We start from the raw sequence: 17465 nt of genomic DNA on the forward strand, positions 1-17465 counted from the left end.
GTGAAGCCGTCCCGTTAAGCTGTCCTGCATGACCGACGCCGCACCCGACCACCCCTTCGACGCCATCCTGGTCCTGTCCTTCGGCGGACCGGAAAAGGAAGAGGACGTCCGCCCCTTCCTGGAAAACGTCACCCGTGGCCGGGGCATCCCGCCCGAGCGTCTCGACGAGGTCGGGGAGCACTACCACCATTTCGGCGGCCGCTCGCCGCTCAACGACCTCAACCGCGAGATCATCGCCAACCTGGAGAAGAAACTCGCCGACGAGGGCATCGACCTGCCGGTGTACTTCGGCAACCGCAACTGGCACCCGATGATCGAGGACACCGTCGAGGACATGGCCCGCGACGGCGTGACCCGCGCGCTGGTGTTCGCCACCTCCGCCTGGGCCGGATACTCCGGCTGCCGCCAGTACCACGAGGACATCGCCCGCGCCCGGGAGCACCTCGCATCGAAGCCGGAGCTCGGCGCCATCGAGATGGAAAAGCTCCGCGGCTTCCACGACCACCCGCTGTTCATTGGCGAATACGCCCGCGCGGTGCGCGAATCCCGCGCGAAGCTGCCCGCCGACCGCCGCGACGGCGCGCGCCTGGTGTTCACCGCCCACTCCATCCCCAACGCCGCCGACGACGCCTCCGGGCCGGCGTCGCTGGGCGGGAACCTCTACTCGCGTCAGGTCAACGAAGCAGCCGGCCTCATCGCCGAGCAGGTCGGGGCCACCGAGTTCGACGTCGTGTGGCAGTCGCGGTCCGGCCCGCCGCAGGTGCCGTGGCTCGAACCCGACATCGTCGACCACATCGAGGCGATCTTCGCCGACGGGGAAAACGCCGCCGTCGTGTGCCCGGTCGGCTTCATCTCCGACCACATCGAAGTCGTGTGGGACCTCGATTCGGAGCTGCAGGACGAAATGAACGCCCACGACATCGTCATCGAACGCGTGGCCACGCCCGGCCCGTCCGAGGCATTCACCGAGATGGTCGTCGAGCTGATCCGCGAGCGCACCGACGGCGCCCCGGCCCGCCGCCTCGGCCTCGAACCGCTGCTCGGCTCCGCCTGCGACGGCAAGCCCTGCGCCGTGGACTGCTGCATCCCCGCCGCGCGGCCCTCCCATGCGGGGCGCCCCGACTGACGCACCCGCCGCGACCGCTCAGGCTCCGGCGTAGTCGGCCGCCCACTCGCGCACGGCGTGATCGACGGCGGCCACCCGCGCGGCACGGATGTCGCGCCACAGCGGAATCAGGTGGGGGTCATGCGCCGCACCCGCCCCGGGAGCCTCGCCGCGCCCGACGGCGAGAATCGCCGCCAGCCGGTCCGCCCGCGCGAGCAACCCGCCGGCACGCCGCGGCAGTTCGTCGGGGAGCTCGGCGAGATCGAAGTGATCCGTCAGCATGCCCACCATCAGCCGCGGATCCGGCGCCGCCGCACCCGGACGCGCCCCGGGCGACGCCGCCGCGATGTCCGCCGCCGCCCGGCGGGTGGCGTCGGCGAGCATCAAATCAGCCTCGCCGGGGGACAGGTGCGCCGGTTCCGGCAGATGCCCCTCCACGGTGAACCACAGCCACCGAACGCCGCCGCCGGCGGGCAAACGGTCGGGCACGAGCACGTGACGCCACCCCGGGGTCGCATCCGCCAACACGATGGCCGCACCGGCCCGGGCGGCGGCGTCGTAAAGCTCCGTTCCCGCGGGCAGCATCGGCGCCTCACCCGGCCCGGACAACACCAGCCGCACCGGCGGTTCGGCATCGCGGGCCCACGCGCCGCCATCGGTGACCGCGCGCACCAGACGAAGCAGCTCTGCGCGCCCCAGCGGCGCATCCACGTCGACGACCGCCGGCACAGTCGCATCGACGAGCTCCGCCGAATGCGGCCCGCCGACGGCGTCGAGCGCGTCGAGCAGGTGGTCGTACGAGACCTGCCCCGTAACCCACGCGCCCAACCACAGGGCCGTGTGCTGGACGGGGGTCCACACCTGATCGACGGCGACGCGATCCACCGGAGGTCGTTCCATGGCAGGACACGGTAGCCGACCGGGGCCGCGACCGAGGTGGCGACCCGGCACGGCGACCGTGACGCCTGCCCGGGACCTCCGCAGCCGTCGGCTACCCTCGATCGCCATGAGCTACCACGACCCCTATGCCTCCCAGGACATTTTCGGCGGCGCCCGCGGCCATGCGCGGCGCAAGGCGATGGTGGCCCCGGAAGTGCCGGCCGACGAGGGCCTCGTCGTGGAGTCGGCGGTCGACGGGTACGTCGGGGCGGTGGTCGGGTTCGAGAAACTGCAGGACGGCGATTGCGTCAAGCTGGAGGATCGCCGCGGGAAGGTACGGCTGTTCCGGATGACGCCGAGCGCGTTCCTCATCGACGGTCGCCGCGTCACCCTGACCCGCCCCGCGCCGAAGCAGGCCGACCCGCGCCTGAACCGTTCCGCGTCGGGTTCGCGCCGGGTGGCCGACGTGCAGGCGAAGGTCGCCCTGCCCAGCCGCATTTGGGTCGAGGGAATCCACGACGCCGCCATCGTCGAGCGGGTGTGGGGCCACGACCTGCGGGTCGAAGGCGTCGTCGTCGAGCACCTGGAGGGGCTGGACAACCTCGCCGAACGCCTCGCCGAGTTCGGACCGGGCCCCGACCGTCGCGTGGGGGTGCTCGCCGACCACCTCGTCGAAGGGTCGAAGGAGTCCCGCATGACGCAGCAGGTCGGCCCCCACGTCCTGGTCACGGGTCATCCGTACATCGACGTGTGGCAGGCCGTGAAGCCGTCGGCCGTGGGCATCCGCGCCTGGCCCGAGGTCCCCTACGGCGAGGATTGGAAAACCGGCGTGTGCGAACGCCTCGGTTGGGGCGACCCGACCGACGGCTGGCGGCGCGTCTACGGCGCCGTCGATTCCTTCCGCGACCTCGAACCCTCGCTCATCGGCGCCGTCGAACGGCTCGTCGACTTCGTCACGGAACCCCACCTCGGCTGATCCGGTTCAGGCCCGGCCGCACCCGCGTTTGTCGGCTTGACGACGACCACGTGGCCGTCGTCAAGCAAAAAGTCCCTCCGCCGCGGGATCCGGGACCTTTTGTAGGATGGCCCCGTGGCTTCGATCATTTGGTTTGGACTGAGCATCTTGCTCGTCTTCCTCGAGTTCGCCATCGGCGATCTGTCGATGCTGATGGTCGCGGGAGGCGCGCTCGCCGCAGCCGGAGTGTCGCTGGCGGACACCCCGCTGTGGGTCGACGTCGCGGTCTTCGCCGTCACCAGCATCGGCTTGATGGCCCTGGTGCGGCCCATGCTGCGACGCAAGATGTTCACCGGCGTCGACTCCGGGAAAGTCGAATCCAACCCCCGCCAACTCGTCGGCCGCACCGCCTCCGTGGAAGAGGCGATCGACGACCGAACCGGACTGATCGGCATAGCCGGCGAACTCTGGTCGGCGCGCGCATTGGTGCCCGGCGTGACATTCTCGCCGGGGGACCGGGTCACGGTCGTCAGCATCGACGGCAACACGGCCGTCGTGGACAAGGAGGTGTGAGCCCATGGCCACAGGAGTCGTATTCGCCCTAGTACTCGTCTTTCTCGTGCTGGTGGTGGTGAGCAAGGCGATCATTCTCGTCCCGCAGGGCGAGGCCGCCGTCATCGAACGGCTCGGCAGGTACACCCGGACGCTGTCCGGTGGCCTGGCGTTCATCATCCCGTTCATCGACAACGTCCGCGAGAAGGTCGACACCCGAGAGCGGATGGTCACGTTCCCCCCGCAGGCGGTGATCACCGAGGACAACCTGACCGTCGCCATCGACACCGTCGTGACCTTCCAGGTCAACGACCCCGCCCGCGCCATCTACGGCGTGGCCGACTACATCTTCGGCATCGAGCAGATCACCACCGCCACCCTGCGCGACGTCGTCGGCGGCCTGACGCTGGAGGAAACCCTCACGTCGCGCGACTACATCAACCGCCGACTGCGCGGCGAACTCGACGAGGCCACCGCGAAGTGGGGCCTGCGCATCGCCCGCGTCGAACTGAAGGCCATCGAGCCGCCGCCGTCCATCCAGCAGTCGATGGAAAAGCAGATGAAGGCCGACCGCGAAAAGCGCGCCATGATTCTGACCGCGGAGGGCACCCGCGAGGCGGACATCAAGACCGCCGAGGGCCGCAAGCAGGCGCAGATCCTCGCCGCCGAGGGCAACAAGCACGCCGCCATTCTCGCCGCGGAAGGTGAGCGGCAGGCGACCATCCTGCGCGCCGAAGGCACCCGCGCCGCCCGCTACCTCGAGGCCCAGGGTGAAGCGCGGGCGCTGCAGAAGGTCAACGCCGCCGTGAAGGCGTCGCAGCTGACCCCGGAAATGCTGGCCTGGCAGTACCTGGAGACCCTGCCCGAGCTGGCCAACAAGGACGGCAACACCGTCTGGATGGTTCCCTCCCAGTTCGGCGACTCGCTGGAGAGCTTCGCCCGCGCGTTCGGCAAGGCCGACGAGGACGGCGTGTTCCGCTACGAGCCGCCGGCCGTCACCGCCGAGGCCCGCGAGGAGGCCGAGCGCGACAAGGACGAGGACTGGTTCGACATGTCCTCCAACCCGGAGATCGCGCGTGCCGTGGCGGCGGCCAACGAGGTCGCCAACCGCCCCGTCGAGGATCCGACCGCCGTGGTGCAGTCGAAGCGCAAGTCCGCGGAGGATGCCGCCAAGGAGTCGCCCATCCCGGGTGAGGACGGCATCGGTCCCGAGGACGGGCGCGGTTCCGATCGCGGTGAGCGTGGTCTGCCCGCCGGCGATTCCCGCCCGGCCGGCGGCGGCGTCGGCCAGCAGCCGGGTATGCCGGCTCAGGCCGGTCAGCCGGGTATGTCGGGTCAGCCTGCCCAGTCGGCCGGGTTCGGTTCGGGCCAGCCGGGTCAGTCAGGTTCGGCGGGCCAGTCCGGCGGGTTTGGCTCCGGTCAGCCGGGTCAGCCGGGGCAGCCCGGAGGGTTCGGCTCCGGCCAGCCGGGTCGGTCGGATCAGCCCGGCGGGTTCGTCTCGGGCCAGCGTCCGTCGGATTTCCGTTCCGGACCCGGCAACGGCAATGCCGGCCGTCACTCCGGCCCCGGCGCTTCCGGCACCCCGGACGGCGCGCGGGGCGCGGGCGGCGCGGGCGGCGAGAAGGGCGGCAACCCCGGAGACACCTGGCGTCCCACCCAGTAACCCTCCGAGCGGTGGAGAGCCCCGGGGCTGTCCCACCGTCATTCCGCCACTGCCGGGATGACCCCCGACATGGATCCGAACATGGGCCGTCAACGTCACTGTGACGTTGGCGGCCCATTTCACGTTATCCACGGACGTATCGCCCAAAACGACTCACGAGACCGCCGCAAAACCCCAGGTCAAGGAGAGGCCGAGTGAGTCGTTTTGGGCGATTGGACGTCGTAAAGCATCAGCTGAGTGGCGGGCACGAGTTGAGTGGCGGGACGTCGTAAAGCACGAAACAACCGAGCCCGCCCCCGGCGGCACCCGACCCTTCGAACGCCGACCCGGCCGCGCCCACCCCCGAACGGAGGCCGCCGCCGAAACGGATGGAACCGAACGGGCCCCGGCGGCGTCCAAATGAGCGTGAAAACACTGAGGGGGACCACCAAAAATGAACGCCAAACACTCGCCCGTCGATGCACCGCCGGCGAACTCCACCGCCTGCACCCCAACATCTACGTACCCGCCGTCGACTGGGCGACGCTGACCGAGACCGACAAGCGGCGCCTCCGCCACCTCACCGCAGCCGACGGCCGACGCGACATGGTCATCGTCGGGCGCAGCGCCGCGCTCGTCCACGGCCTCGACATCATCGAACCGATGCCCGCCGACGGTCGCCCCGCACCGCAATGGCCGGTCCCGCCAGGCGACGACATCATCGAACTGGCCCACCCCACGAGGCGGAAGTTCGAAACGCGCGGCACCATCCACGAAAGCAAGCTGGTCTGGGGGCCGGATGAAGTGGTCGCGGTCGACGGCCGGGCGGTGACGTCACCGGGGGCGACGATCGCCGACATCACGCGGCGGCACGGGTTCGGGGCGGGGCTCGTCGCGGCGGATTCGGCGTTGCGGTTGGGGAATTCGGCCATCGACCTGATGCGGCCGGCCGCGCTGGGCCCGAACCCTGCGGCGGCGCTACGGACGGTGGCGTGCGCGTCGCAGTTTCCGGACAGTGCGCCGGAGTCGCTGCTGCGGGCGCAGATCATCGAGGCGGGGCTGCCCGCGCCGGAAGTGCAGTTGCGGGTGTTCACTGCCGACGGGATTTTCATCGGGCAGGTCGACCTCGGGTATTCGGAGTGGTTGCTGATGGTGGAGGTCCACGGCGAGGGCAAATTCAGCGGGCGGTACGGCGATGGGCAGGCCAGGTCGAAGTACGAGTGGCGGCGCGAGACGGAGATGTTGCAGAAAGGACTGGCGGTGCTGCGCGTGACGTATCCGCAGGTGGTGTCGGGGGAGGGCGTGCGGATGGTGGCCGAGGCGTTGGAGCGGCAGCGGCGGGCGGTCGCGGCGGGGGCGGTGTCGTCGGTGCGGTTCGTGCCCGCCGGGCGGCGGTGGCCGGAGGGGTTTCGTTTGCGGTGAAAGGGCCCCGCGCACTAGAACCCGGCGCATCGCTCCCACGCACTGGAACCCGGCGCATCGCCCAAAACGACTCACGACGTTGTTCCGTGACCTGGGGTTTTCCGGGCGGGGTCTGAGTCGTTTCGGGCGATCTACGCCGGATACGTGACGAAAGAGCCGGAAGCGACGGGTGGGGCGGGAGAGATGACCGAGCTACCACTACCGCAGGCGCCCGGGCCTCCATGCCGGGCGATCGACCCCTTGCCCATTGTTGATATGTCACATATGGTGGGGTTTGTGAGCGCATCCAGGACAAACGACGAAAACACCCGGCGCGACGACCGGGCCACGAACCCGCACGACACGCCGGGCGTCTACGTGGACAAGGGCAAGGACTTCAACCGCGACATGCGGTACATAACCTCGCGCATCACGGTCGACGGCGAAGACGGCTACCCGGTCGAACCGAACCGTTACCGCCTCATCGCGGCGCAGGCGTGCCCGTGGGCGAACCGGGCGATCATCGTGCGCCGGCTGCTGGGCTTGGAGGAAGTCATCTCGATGGGACTGGCCGGCCCCGTGCATGATCCGCGGTCGTGGACGTTCGATCTCGATCCCGGCGGCGTCGATCCGGTGCTGGGCATCGAGCGGCTGCAGGACGCGTACTTCGCGCGCGAGCCCGACTACCCGCGCGGCATCACGGTGCCGGCGATGGTCGACGAGCGCGACGGCGCGGTGGTGACAAACGACTTCGACCAGATCACGCGTGATTTCGCGTCGCAGTGGCAGAAGTTCCACCGCGACGGCGCCCCGAACTTGTGGCCGGAGGATGTGGTCGACGAGATGGAGGCGGTGATGAAGCGCGTCTTCACCGAGGTCAACAACGGCGTGTACCGCTGCGGTTTCGCGGGGTCCCAGGAGTCGTACGACGCGGCCTACGACCGGCTGTGGGCGGCGATGGATTGGCTGGAGGAGCGTCTGGCCGATCGCCGCTACCTGATGGGCGACACGATCACGGAGGCCGACATCCGCCTGTTCACCACGTTGGTGCGTTTCGACGCTGTCTACCACGGGCATTTCAAGGCGAACCGGCAGAAGCTGTCGGAGATGCCGGTGCTGTGGGCCTACGCGCGCGACTTGTACCAGACGCCGGGCTTCGGCGAGACGGTCGATTTCGACCAGATCAAGGCCCACTACTACGTGGTTCACAAGGACATCAATCCGACGCAGATCATTCCGAAGGGCCCGGCGGAGGATGTGTGGCTGACCCCGCATGGCCGGGAAAAGCTCGGCGGCCGTCCGTTCGGCGATGGCACGGCGCCGGATCCGCAGCGCCCCCTGAGGTAGGGCCGCCGCCGCCAACGCGGGGGACCGTCAGTCGCGTGCCGCGCGCTGGAGCAGGTGAACCGCCAGCGACCAGCCGGCTTCCTCCGCATGCCAACCGGCCGCCTGCAGGCGCTGGTTGATGGCCTGCTTGCTCACGCCGAGCTCCGCGGCCACCTCCACCTGCGTCCATCCGGCGCGCACGAGGTTCGTCGCCTCGCGGCCCTCGGGGGACCGTCGCGAGATCACGTGGTGAAGGAGGGTGAAGGCCGCGGCGATGTCGTCGGAAAGCTCCTTGCCCCCGGGATCGCCGGTGCGGATGCGCACCCGCACCGTTCCCGCGCGCCCGCCCTTGCCCAGCACACCCGCGGCCGCGACCGACGCTGCATCGGCGTCGCCGGCCGGAGAAACGCCGATGCCGATCGACCAATCGCCGGCGGCCAGCAACGCCAGCACCAACGTGGTCACCGCGACGGCGTCCCGGGGATGGGCCGACAGCTCCTCGACGCCGGAGGGCGCGACCTTGCCCACGCCGTCGAGCCTCGACAGCGCCGCGCCCGAGGCACGCACGTGGTCGGCGCGGCGGGTCGAGCGTCCCCGATAACGGGCATGTACGGCGAACATGCCTCGAGTCTACCCCGGTGACTTGACGGAATGGACGACCGGCATCCGCGCGTCGAGAACCAAACCGGCCACGCCCACGCACACCAGCAGCCCCGTGACCACCACGATCCGCCAATCCATGCCGACGATGAGCGCATTGCCGAACAGCACCGTGACGATCGTGCCGGGCGCGGAGCCGACGATGGTCGCCAGGAAAAACGGCAGCGGCCGGATCGACGACAGCGCGCACGCGTAATTCAGCGGCGCGAACGGCACCGCGGCGATCATGCGCAGCGACGCGACGGCCAACCAACCCCGATGCTCGAGCCTGTGGTCGAGGTCCATGACGCGGCGATGCCTCATCAGCACATCGCGCGCCCAATCCCGCGCGAAGTGCCTGACGACGACCAACGACACGATCGCCGACGCACCGGTGGCCGCCAGCGCCATCGCGATGCCCGGTACCGCACCGAACAGGATCCCCGCCGACAGGGTGAACACCGTGCGGGGGACCGGCAGCTGCGTGAACCCGACGTAGGCCAGGAAGAACACCACGGGAAACCAGGCGCCGGTGGCCTCCGCCCAACCGCGGATGGCGTCGACGGTGGGCACGTCGACGACGTACAGCACCGCGACGGCCACCAGCCCCAAAGCCAACAACACCAGCGGGCGGATCGCCCGCCGGCGGCGGTAAGGGGAGGGGCGCGTTGACATCGGATCGAGATTACCCCCGTTTGCGCCACGGAACCCCGCAGCACACCGGCCACGGCGGGAATCGGGCGTCGCAAAGCCCGAAAAGGGCGAACTCGGGCACGAACGTCCGGGCCCGATGCGCACATCGGGGGTGGGGGAGGATACCCGACCACGGCTCGTGCCGGAGCCTAATTAGTATTGGAAAGGTGACCGGCTCACAGTGGGTGAACGGTGTCGTCGAGCGCCGGGAATCCGGTTCGGCCGGTTTCGTTCAATTCAACAGCGGCGTCCGCGCCAGACCACTGCGGCCGCACCGAACGGCCTTTTCCACGGCCCATCGGCGCGGCCCAGTGGCCGGGCGTGGGGCGCACGACAAGCAAGGAAGAAGGTCCGCCGTGACTGACCGAACGGCCCCCAACTCCTCCGCGACCGCGCTTCCGCCAGACTTCGAGGAGCAGCAGGCCTCGTGGTTCAAGGCCGTCGCCGGGGTGTTCGCCCGGGTGCGGAAGCAGGACGTCGCCGACGTGCCGTTGGACGTCTGGAAGAAGCTCATCAAGACCACGTACGACGGCGTGGAGGTCCGGCCGCTGTACACCCGGGCCGATGATCTGGCGGAGGTCCCGGCCCCCGGCCAGTTCCCGTTCACCCGCGGCGCCCGCCTGCGCGACGCCGACAACGCCGGTTGGGGAGTGCGCGAGACGTTCGGCCGCGCGGGTTCCGGCCCGGCCGCGAAGGTCAACGAGGCGCTGCTCGACGCGCTGACCAACGGCACGTCCGCGGTGCGCGTGGATCTGCGCAACGGCCTGACTGCGGCGGATCTGCCCGCGCTGCTCAAGGGCGTGTACCTGGACCTGGCGCCGATTGCGATCGAGGCCGGCGAACGGGTCGCCGAGGCCGCCGACGCGTTGTTCGCGCTTGTCGACGACGCCGACCTGAAGGACCCCGAGGCCGTCGACATCGAGCTGTCGGTCGCCCCGCTGACCAGCAAGTACACCGGCGCCCCGGAGGTGTCGCTGGACGAGGCCGTGAAGATGGCCGTCGCCAACGCCAAGCGACCCGGCAGCGTCCGCACCCTGCTGGTCGACGGCGTGGCGTTCGCGAACATGGGCGCCACCGACTCCCAGGAGATCGGTTACGCCCTGGCCGTGGGCGTGGCGTACCTGCGCGCCCTGACCGAGGCCGGTCTGAGCGTCGAGGAGGCCCTGGACCAGATTTCCTTCCGCTACTCGGCCACCGACGACCAGTTCAACACGATCGCGAAGTTCCGCGCGGCCCGCACCCTGTGGGCCCGCGTCGCCCAGGTCGCCGGCGCCGCCGAGCACGGCTCCGCACCGAACCACGCCGTCACCGCCCCGGTGATGTTCTCGCAGCGTGACCCGTGGGTGAACATGCTGCGCGTCACCGTCGCCGCGTTCGCCGCCGGCGTCGGCGGGGCGACCACCGTCGAGGTGCTGCCGTTCGACAACGCCATCCACGGCGGCCAGCCGGGCGTGTCCCGCACGTTCGCGGCCCGCATCGCCCGCAACACCAACCTGCTGCTCCTGGAGGAGTCGCACCTGGGCTTCGTCGCCGACCCGGCCGGCGGTTCCTACTACGTGGAGGAACTCACCGACGAGATCGCCGACCGCGCGTGGAAGATCTTCACCGACGTCGAGTCCTACGGCGGCATCGACACCGCCTTCGATCACGTCCGCGAGAACATCGACGCCGCCCATGAGGCGCGTCGCGCGGACATCGCGCACCGCCGCACGAAGGTCACGGCGATCAACGAGTTCCCGAACCTGGCCGAGGCGCCGCTGCCGCCGGAGGCCCGTCCAGAGGGGGAGCGCATCCGCCGCTGGGCCGCCGACTTCGAGGCGCTGCGCAACCGTTCGGATGACTTCCTCGCCGAGCAGGGCCGCCGCCCGCAGATCGCGATGCTGCCGCTGGGCCCGCTGGCCAAGCACAACATCCGCACCGGCTTCACCGCCAACCTGATGGCCTCCGGCGGCATCGAGGCCCTCAACCCGGGCCAGGTCGTGCCGGGCGAGGCCGCCTTCGACGAGGCCGCCGCGTCCGCCCCGATCGTCGTGCTGTGCGGCGCCGACGGAGAGTACACCGCCTCCGGCGCCGAGGCCGTTGCCGCCGCCCGCGCCGCCGGCGCCTCCGAGGTGCTCGTCGCCGGGCCGGAGAAGCTGTTCGCCGATGCCGGGGGCGATGCCCGACCGGACGGTTACCTGACCATGAACATCGACGCCGTCGCGGAACTGTCGCGGCTGCTGGACTCCCTGGGAGCGTGAACGGACCAATGACCACCATCCCCAGTTTCGCGGACGTGCCGCGCACCGACGCCGACGCCGCCCCCGCCGCGGCAGACGCGACCGGCGCCGCCACCGAAACGTGGACGATTCCCGAGGGCATCGACGTCAAGCGCGTCTACGAACGCGCCGATCGCGAGGCCGCGGCCGCCGAGGGCCACCCGGTTGATTCGTTCCCGGGTCTGGCCCCGTTCATGCGCGGGCCGTACCCGACCATGTACACCAACCAGCCGTGGACGATCCGCCAGTACGCCGGTTTCTCCACCGCCGCCGAGTCCAACGCGTTCTACCGTCGCAACCTGGCCGCCGGCCAGAAGGGCCTGTCGGTCGCGTTCGACCTGGCCACGCACCGCGGCTACGACTCGGACAACCCGCGCGTCACCGGCGACGTCGGCATGGCCGGCGTGGCCATCGATTCGATCTACGACATGCGGCAGCTGTTCGACAGCATCGACCTGGGCGGCGTGTCGGTGTCGATGACCATGAACGGCGCGATCCTGCCGGTGATGGCGATGTACATCGTCGCCGCCGAGGAGCAGGGCGTGCCCACCGAGGAGCTGCGCGGCACCGTGCAGAACGACATCCTCAAGGAGTTCATGGTCCGCAACACGTACATCTACCCGCCGAAGCCGTCGATGCGGATCATCTCGTCCATCTTCGAGTACACCTCGCTGAAGATGCCGAAGTTCAACTCGATCTCCATTTCCGGCTACCACATTCAGGAGGCCGGTGCGACGGCCGACCTGGAGCTGGCCTACACCCTGGCCGACGGCGTCGAGTACATTCGCGCGGGTTTGGACGCCGGTCTGGACATCGACAAGTTCGCTCCGCGTCTGTCGTTCTTCTGGGGCATCTCCATGAACACGTTCACGGAGATCGCCAAGTTGCGCGCCGGCCGCATCCTGTGGGCCGAGCTGGTCAACAAGTTCGATCCGAAGAGCCCGAAGTCCCGTTCGCTGCGCACCCACTCGCAGACCTCCGGTTGGTCGCTGACCGCCCAGGACGTCTACAACAACGTGGCCCGCACGGCGATCGAGGCGATGGCCGCCACCCAGGGCCACACCCAGTCGCTGCACACCAATGCGCTGGATGAGGCGCTGGCCCTGCCGACGGACTTCTCGGCCCGCATCGCCCGCAACACCCAGCTGCTGTTGCAGCAGGAGTCGAACACGACCCGCCCGGTGGATCCGTGGGCCGGTTCGTACTACATCGAGTGGTTGACCAACGAGTTGGTCAAGCGGGCCCGGGGCCACATCGAGGAGGTCGAGGAGGCCGGCGGCATGGCCGAGGCCACCATCGAGGGCATTCCGAAGCTGCGCATCGAGGAGTCGGCTGCCCGCACCCAGGCGCGCATCGACTCCGGCCGCCAGGCCCTCATCGGCGTGAACAAGTACCAGGTCGACGAGGACGAGGAGATCGAGGTCCTCAAGGTCGAGAACTCCCGCGTGCGCCAGGAGCAGAACGAGAAGCTGCAGCGGCTGCGCGCCGAGCGCGACGAGGAGAAGACCCAGGCCGCGCTGCGGGCGCTGACCGAGGCGTGCCGCAACCCGGGCGAGCCGGGTGATCTGGACAAGAACCTGCTGAAGTTGGCCGTGGACTGTGCCCGCGCCATGGCCTCCATCGGCGAGATCTCCGACGCGATGGAGGAGGTCTTCGGCCGTCACCAGGCCGAGATCCGCACGCTGTCCGGCGTGTACAAGGACGAGGTGGGCAAGGAGGGCGCCGTGTCCAACGTGGCGAAGGCCATTGCGCTGGCCGAGGAGTTCGAGGCCGAGGAGGGTCGCCGCCCGCGCATCTTCCTGGCGAAGATGGGCCAGGACGGCCACGACCGCGGTCAGAAGGTCGTCGCGTCGGCCTACGCCGACCTGGGCATGGACGTCGACGTGGGGCCGCTGTTCCAGACGCCGGCGGAGGCCGCCAAGTCCGCGGTCGACGCCGACGTTCACGTCGTGGGCGTGTCGTCGCTGGCCGCCGGTCACCTCACCCTGGTGCCGGAGTTGCGCGCGGAGCTGGCCAAGCTGGGCCGGGAGGACATCATGGTCGTCGTCGGCGGCGTGATCCCCCCGGGTGATTTCCAGGAGCTTTACGACGCCGGCGCGGCGGCCATCTACCCGCCGGGCACGGTCATCGCCGACGCGGCGATCGACATGATCGGCAAGCTGGCCGCCGATCTCGGCCTGGAGCTGGAGTCGCTCTCCGACTCCGACTCCGACGCGGCCGACGACGCCGGCGCCGACGACTCCGAGTAGTCGGCGCCCGGCAACCGGCGCCCGGCAGCCGGGCCACCGGGGGATCCCGCCCGCAACCGGCGGGGTACCTTCGGTGGCCGATGTCGCGGGTGGATGACCCGCGCCCATCTCCGGTGGCGCGGCGCTTCGCACGGTTTTCGGTTTAAGAAGGGATCATGACGGGCTTTCTCGAAGACAACCTCGGCACTCTCCACACCACCGCCGGCACGGTGGTCGAGGGCCGTACCGCCGTGGCGCCGGAGGTGGTGCGCAAGGCGCGGCGCCGCATCGACGTCGACGATTTGTTCGAGGGCGTGCGGGCCGGCAATCGGACGAAGCTGGCCCGCGCGATCACTCTGCTGGAGTCGACGGCGCCGGCCCACCGGGTGTTGGCGCAGGATCTGCTGGTCAAGTTGCTGCCGTTTTCGGGCAACGCGATGCGCGTCGGTCTGACGGGTGTGCCGGGCGTGGGCAAGTCCACGACCATCGAGACGTTGGGCATGCATCTCATCGACGAGGGCCACAAGGTCGCGGTGCTGGCCATCGACCCGTCGTCGACGAGGACGGGCGGCTCCATCCTGGGCGACAAGACGCGGATGGCCAAGCTGTCGGCCACGGACGAGGCCTTCATCCGCCCGTCGCCGTCGGCGGGCACCCTCGGTGGCGTTGCCAAGGCGACGCGGGAATCGATGGTGGTGTTGGAGGCCGCGGGCTTCGACGTCGTCATCGTCGAAACCGTCGGCGTCGGCCAGTCCGAGGTCGCCGTGGCGCAGATGGTCGACTGCTTCGCGTTTCTGGCGTTGGCCGGTGCCGGCGATCAGCTGCAGGGCATCAAGAAGGGCGTGTTGGAGATGGCGGACGTCATCGCCATCAACAAGGCCGATGGGGCGAATCTGCGTCCGGCCAAGCGCGCGGCGCGCGATCTGGCGACGGCCATGAAGATGGTGCGCGCCAAGGACGCGGTCTGGACGCCGCCGGTGTTGACCATGTCGGCGTTGGAAAACGACGGCATCGAGAAGTTCTGGTCGGCCATCGAGGACCACCGCGACGCGATGCTGGAGGCGGGGCTGTTTTCGCGGAAACGCTCGGACCAGCAGGTCAATTGGATGTGGTCGATGGTCCACGAGACGCTGCTGCAGCGCCTGGCCGACGACGAGGCCGTGCGCGAGGCGCAGACCCTGGTCGAATCGCAGTTGCGCGACGGCCACATCACGCCGACACTCGGCGCGGAACGCATCATCGAGGCTTTCGACGGTTCCCGCGGGGCGACTTCGCGCGACGTCGAAGCCGGAAAGTAGCTACATGGCACACAGGCTTGCGCTGGACATCGGCGCCACGACGATCACGGCACGTCTCGGCGGCGCGGACGGGCGCAGGTCCACGGTGCTTTTCGACGGCTCGGCGTCCGTGCCCGCGGCCGTGTGCTTCGACGACTCTGGTGCCTGCGCCGGCGACGCCGCGATCGCCGCAGGGGCGGGGGACCCATCGGCGTTCGCGGGCTCCGCGCTGACCGCCGTGTTGTCCGGGCAGTTGCGGTACGCCGACGTCGACCGGGATCCGGCGGAGTTGCTCATGCCGGTGCTGTCGATGGTGCTCGGCCATGCGCAGGACATCGACGCCGATCCTCCGGAGCAGATCGCGTGCATCGTGCCGGTGGGGACGGCCCCCCGGCTGCGCGAACCGATGGCTGCGGCGGCGCAGTCGTTGGGGCTGCCGGAGCCGTCGCTGATCCCCGAGCCGGTCGCCGCGGTGCTGCATGCGACGGGCGGACAGGGCCTGCAGCCGGGCTCCACCGGCGTGGTCATCGACGCCGGCGGCAGCTCCATGGAAGTCACCGTGTTGCGGGGAACGGTCACGGGCGCGCCATCCATCGTCGTGGACCGGTCGGACCGGTCGCTCGGCGGAGACGACGTCGACAAGCGGATCATGGCCTGGTTGGGCCACTTCCTGGAACGGGACAACCCGCCGTTGGCCGCCGCCCTGCGCGCGGAGACCAACCGCACGCTCCTGGCGTCCCTGCGCGGCGAGGTGCGTCGCGCCAAGGAGGACCTGGCGCGGGTGCCGGAAACCGACATCGGCGTCGCCACGCAGCTCGGACACGGAAACGTCCGCATCACCCGCGGCCATCTCGATCGCATCCTCGCCGACTGGTCCCACCGGGCCCGGGGACTGGTCGCCACGACGCTTGCCGACGCCGGTCTTCCCGCCGATGGTTCGGTGGGGTGCTTCGTCATCGGCGGAGGGGCCTCGCTGCCGACTTTGCGCGCGGCACTCGCCCCCGTCGCACGGCTTACCGTGGCCCACGAACCGCTCACGGCCGCAGCCGACGGGGCGTTGCTGGCCGGTGACCACGTCATCGCCGCCATCGCCACGATGGACGACACCCCCACGGGGGCCGTCGACAAGCAAGGGCCGCGGACCCCGGACCAGCCGTCGACGTCGTCCATGCCGCGCATGCCGAAACTGCCGGAGAAGCTGACGGAGCAGATTTCCCCGTTCCTGGCGCGGACCAAACCGGTGACTCCCCACACGCCGCCGCCGACGACGCTGCCCGCGGAGTTCCGCAGGATCTGGCCGGGCGGCACCCACATCGTCGCCGAAAGCACCGACGACGCCGTGTGGCAGTGGGGCGACCTGCCGTTGATGTCGCTGGTGACCAAACCGCTGGCGCCCCACCGGGTGCCCGGGGTGCGCGGGCCGGTCCGGGCGGCGTCATCGGGCGATTCCTTCTCCGTGCTCATCGACGCCCATGGCGGCACCGTGGCCTGGGGCACCAACGACTTCGAGCAGATCGGCGTCACGGACACCCCGACGCCGAAGAACGCGACCGTGCACCCCGAGGTCGGCGAGCCGCTCATCGACGTCAGCTGCGGCACCTCCCACACCCTGGCGATCACCGCCGACGGCCACGTCCTGTCCTGGGGCGCCGCCCTCGGGGGCAGGCTGGGCAATGCCGCACCGATGGACATCACGCCACAGCTGCCGACTCCCGTGTCGGACAACGTGTGCGACATCGTCTCCGTCGCCGCCGGCCGAAACCACTCGCTGGCGCTCGACGAATCCGGACGACTGTGGGGCTGGGGGCGCGACAACCGCGGCCAGCTCACCGGCAAGTCCGGCAAGGGATCGCCGTACCCCATGCGCCTGCCCACCGCCGTGCCGTTCACCAACATCGCCGCGGGCAAGGACGTCACGCTGGCGCTCGATTCCGAAGGCACGGTGTGGTCGTGGGGCCGCAACGACCGCGGCCAGCTGGGGCTCGGCGGCCCGCCGACGCGCAATGGCGCCGGCCGGGTGCAGCTGCCGGCTCCCGCCGTGCGAATTTTCGTCACCCACACGCATGCCGGGGCGATCCTCATGGACGGCACCCTGTTCGTGTGGGGCGGCAACACCCATGGTCAGCTCGGTCGTCCGGGCGACCCGCGGGGAGCCGCCGCAGATCTGCGGTCGAACCTGCCGCGCGGGGCGAAGTTCCTGTTCGGCGGGGGCGACCAGGTCGCGGCCGGGTCGGCGGTCGACGGGCAGGGATTCTCCTCCCGGCCGCTGCCGGTGCAGCTGCCGGGCAGGGCGACGGCGGCCGACGCGGGCGGCGGCGACGCGTACACGGTGTGCCTGACCGACGACGGGAAGATCTACACCTGGGGCTACGGCCACCACGGCGTCGACGGCACGACGCGACGCGGCACCAGCACCCACGTCCCGACGCTGCTGGCCGGACAACCGGGGGACTGACTCCCGGCGTCACAGGCTGGAACCGTCACCGTATCGGCGAAGGTACCGCCGGTGG

Annotated in this window: 12 protein-coding genes and 1 pseudogene; 10 read left to right on the forward strand and 3 right to left on the reverse strand. The window is 70.1% G+C overall.

Annotated elements, in window-relative coordinates:
• The first annotated feature begins 28 nt into the window (after window positions 1-28).
• Window positions 29-1126 carry a ferrochelatase gene (locus tag CFREN_RS07055; RefSeq protein WP_209652892.1) on the forward strand — a complete coding sequence of 366 codons (1098 nt, stop codon included), beginning with the start codon at window positions 29-31 and terminating at the stop codon, window positions 1124-1126.
• Window positions 1127-1144: 18 nt separating this feature from the next.
• On the opposite strand, the gene CFREN_RS07060 is transcribed toward CFREN_RS07055, so the two are convergent.
• The gene (locus tag CFREN_RS07060) at window positions 1145-2005 is read right to left on the reverse strand and encodes an Rv1486c family protein (RefSeq protein ID WP_244979524.1); all 861 of its coding nucleotides are present in this window, start codon (window positions 2003-2005) and stop codon (window positions 1145-1147) included.
• Between the two features lie 106 nt (window positions 2006-2111).
• Between CFREN_RS07060 and CFREN_RS07065 the strand changes: the two genes are divergently transcribed.
• The 5 genes and pseudogenes from CFREN_RS07065 to CFREN_RS07085 all read left to right on the forward strand — a co-directional run bounded on the left by CFREN_RS07065 (window position 2112) and on the right by CFREN_RS07085 (window position 7881).
• Window positions 2112-2960 carry a DUF3097 domain-containing protein gene (locus CFREN_RS07065; protein WP_209652890.1) on the forward strand — a complete coding sequence of 283 codons (849 nt, stop codon included), beginning with the start codon at window positions 2112-2114 and terminating at the stop codon, window positions 2958-2960.
• A 114-nt stretch (window positions 2961-3074) separates the two neighbouring features.
• Complete coding sequence (locus CFREN_RS07070; RefSeq protein ID WP_035120731.1) at window positions 3075-3512, forward strand: NfeD family protein; 438 nt, start codon at window positions 3075-3077, stop codon at window positions 3510-3512.
• A 4-nt stretch (window positions 3513-3516) separates the two neighbouring features.
• Window positions 3517-4674, forward strand: a pseudogene (locus CFREN_RS07075) (SPFH domain-containing protein); the annotation flags it as partial.
• A gap of 885 nt (window positions 4675-5559) precedes the next feature.
• Window positions 5560-6555: a hypothetical protein gene (locus CFREN_RS07080; protein WP_217124656.1), complete on the forward strand. Its 996-nt coding sequence runs from the start codon at window positions 5560-5562 to the stop codon at window positions 6553-6555.
• A 387-nt stretch (window positions 6556-6942) separates the two neighbouring features.
• Window positions 6943-7881: a glutathione S-transferase family protein gene (locus CFREN_RS07085; RefSeq protein ID WP_244979731.1), complete on the forward strand. Its 939-nt coding sequence runs from the start codon at window positions 6943-6945 to the stop codon at window positions 7879-7881.
• Window positions 7882-7908: 27 nt separating this feature from the next.
• On the opposite strand, the gene CFREN_RS07090 is transcribed toward CFREN_RS07085, so the two are convergent.
• On the reverse strand, window positions 7909-8481 hold the full coding sequence (locus tag CFREN_RS07090) for a DNA-binding protein (RefSeq protein WP_070522271.1): 573 nt from the start codon (window positions 8479-8481) through the stop codon (window positions 7909-7911).
• Between the two features lie 9 nt (window positions 8482-8490).
• Complete coding sequence (locus tag CFREN_RS07095; RefSeq protein ID WP_209652883.1) at window positions 8491-9174, reverse strand: TVP38/TMEM64 family protein; 684 nt, start codon at window positions 9172-9174, stop codon at window positions 8491-8493.
• 374 nt (window positions 9175-9548) lie between these two features.
• Here CFREN_RS07095 and CFREN_RS07100 point away from each other — a divergent pair, with 374 nt between their 5' ends.
• The 4 genes from CFREN_RS07100 (at window position 9549) to CFREN_RS07115 (ending at window position 17410) form a co-directional block, all read left to right on the forward strand.
• Complete coding sequence (locus tag CFREN_RS07100; RefSeq protein ID WP_209652881.1) at window positions 9549-11432, forward strand: methylmalonyl-CoA mutase family protein; 1884 nt, start codon at window positions 9549-9551, stop codon at window positions 11430-11432.
• A gap of 8 nt (window positions 11433-11440) precedes the next feature.
• Complete coding sequence (scpA, locus tag CFREN_RS07105; protein WP_035119750.1) at window positions 11441-13699, forward strand: methylmalonyl-CoA mutase; 2259 nt, start codon at window positions 11441-11443, stop codon at window positions 13697-13699.
• 155 nt (window positions 13700-13854) lie between these two features.
• Window positions 13855-14976: a methylmalonyl Co-A mutase-associated GTPase MeaB gene (gene meaB, locus CFREN_RS07110; RefSeq protein WP_209652878.1), complete on the forward strand. Its 1122-nt coding sequence runs from the start codon at window positions 13855-13857 to the stop codon at window positions 14974-14976.
• A 4-nt stretch (window positions 14977-14980) separates the two neighbouring features.
• On the forward strand, window positions 14981-17410 hold the full coding sequence (locus CFREN_RS07115) for an RCC1 domain-containing protein (RefSeq protein ID WP_209652876.1): 2430 nt from the start codon (window positions 14981-14983) through the stop codon (window positions 17408-17410).
• The last annotated feature ends 55 nt before the right edge of the window (window positions 17411-17465 follow it).

The organism is Corynebacterium freneyi (assembly GCF_030408835.1).
GTDB classification, from domain to species: Bacteria; Actinomycetota; Actinomycetes; order Mycobacteriales; family Mycobacteriaceae; genus Corynebacterium; species Corynebacterium freneyi.

Excerpts from the sequence above, each read along its gene's own strand:
- CFREN_RS07055 (WP_209652892.1), top strand. The coding sequence starts at position 29 with ATGACCGACGCCGCACCCGACCACCCCTTCGACGCCATCCTGGTCCTG.
- CFREN_RS07060 (WP_244979524.1), bottom strand. The coding sequence starts at position 2,005 with ATGGAACGACCTCCGGTGGATCGCGTCGCCGTCGATCAGGTGTGGACC.
- CFREN_RS07065 (WP_209652890.1), top strand. The coding sequence starts at position 2,112 with ATGAGCTACCACGACCCCTATGCCTCCCAGGACATTTTCGGCGGCGCC.
- CFREN_RS07085 (WP_244979731.1), top strand. The coding sequence starts at position 6,943 with ATGCGGTACATAACCTCGCGCATCACGGTCGACGGCGAAGACGGCTAC.
- CFREN_RS07090 (WP_070522271.1), bottom strand. The coding sequence starts at position 8,481 with ATGTTCGCCGTACATGCCCGTTATCGGGGACGCTCGACCCGCCGCGCC.
- CFREN_RS07095 (WP_209652883.1), bottom strand. The coding sequence starts at position 9,174 with ATGTCAACGCGCCCCTCCCCTTACCGCCGCCGGCGGGCGATCCGCCCG.
- scpA (WP_035119750.1), top strand. The coding sequence starts at position 11,441 with ATGACCACCATCCCCAGTTTCGCGGACGTGCCGCGCACCGACGCCGAC.
- meaB (WP_209652878.1), top strand. The coding sequence starts at position 13,855 with ATGACGGGCTTTCTCGAAGACAACCTCGGCACTCTCCACACCACCGCC.
- CFREN_RS07115 (WP_209652876.1), top strand. The coding sequence starts at position 14,981 with ATGGCACACAGGCTTGCGCTGGACATCGGCGCCACGACGATCACGGCA.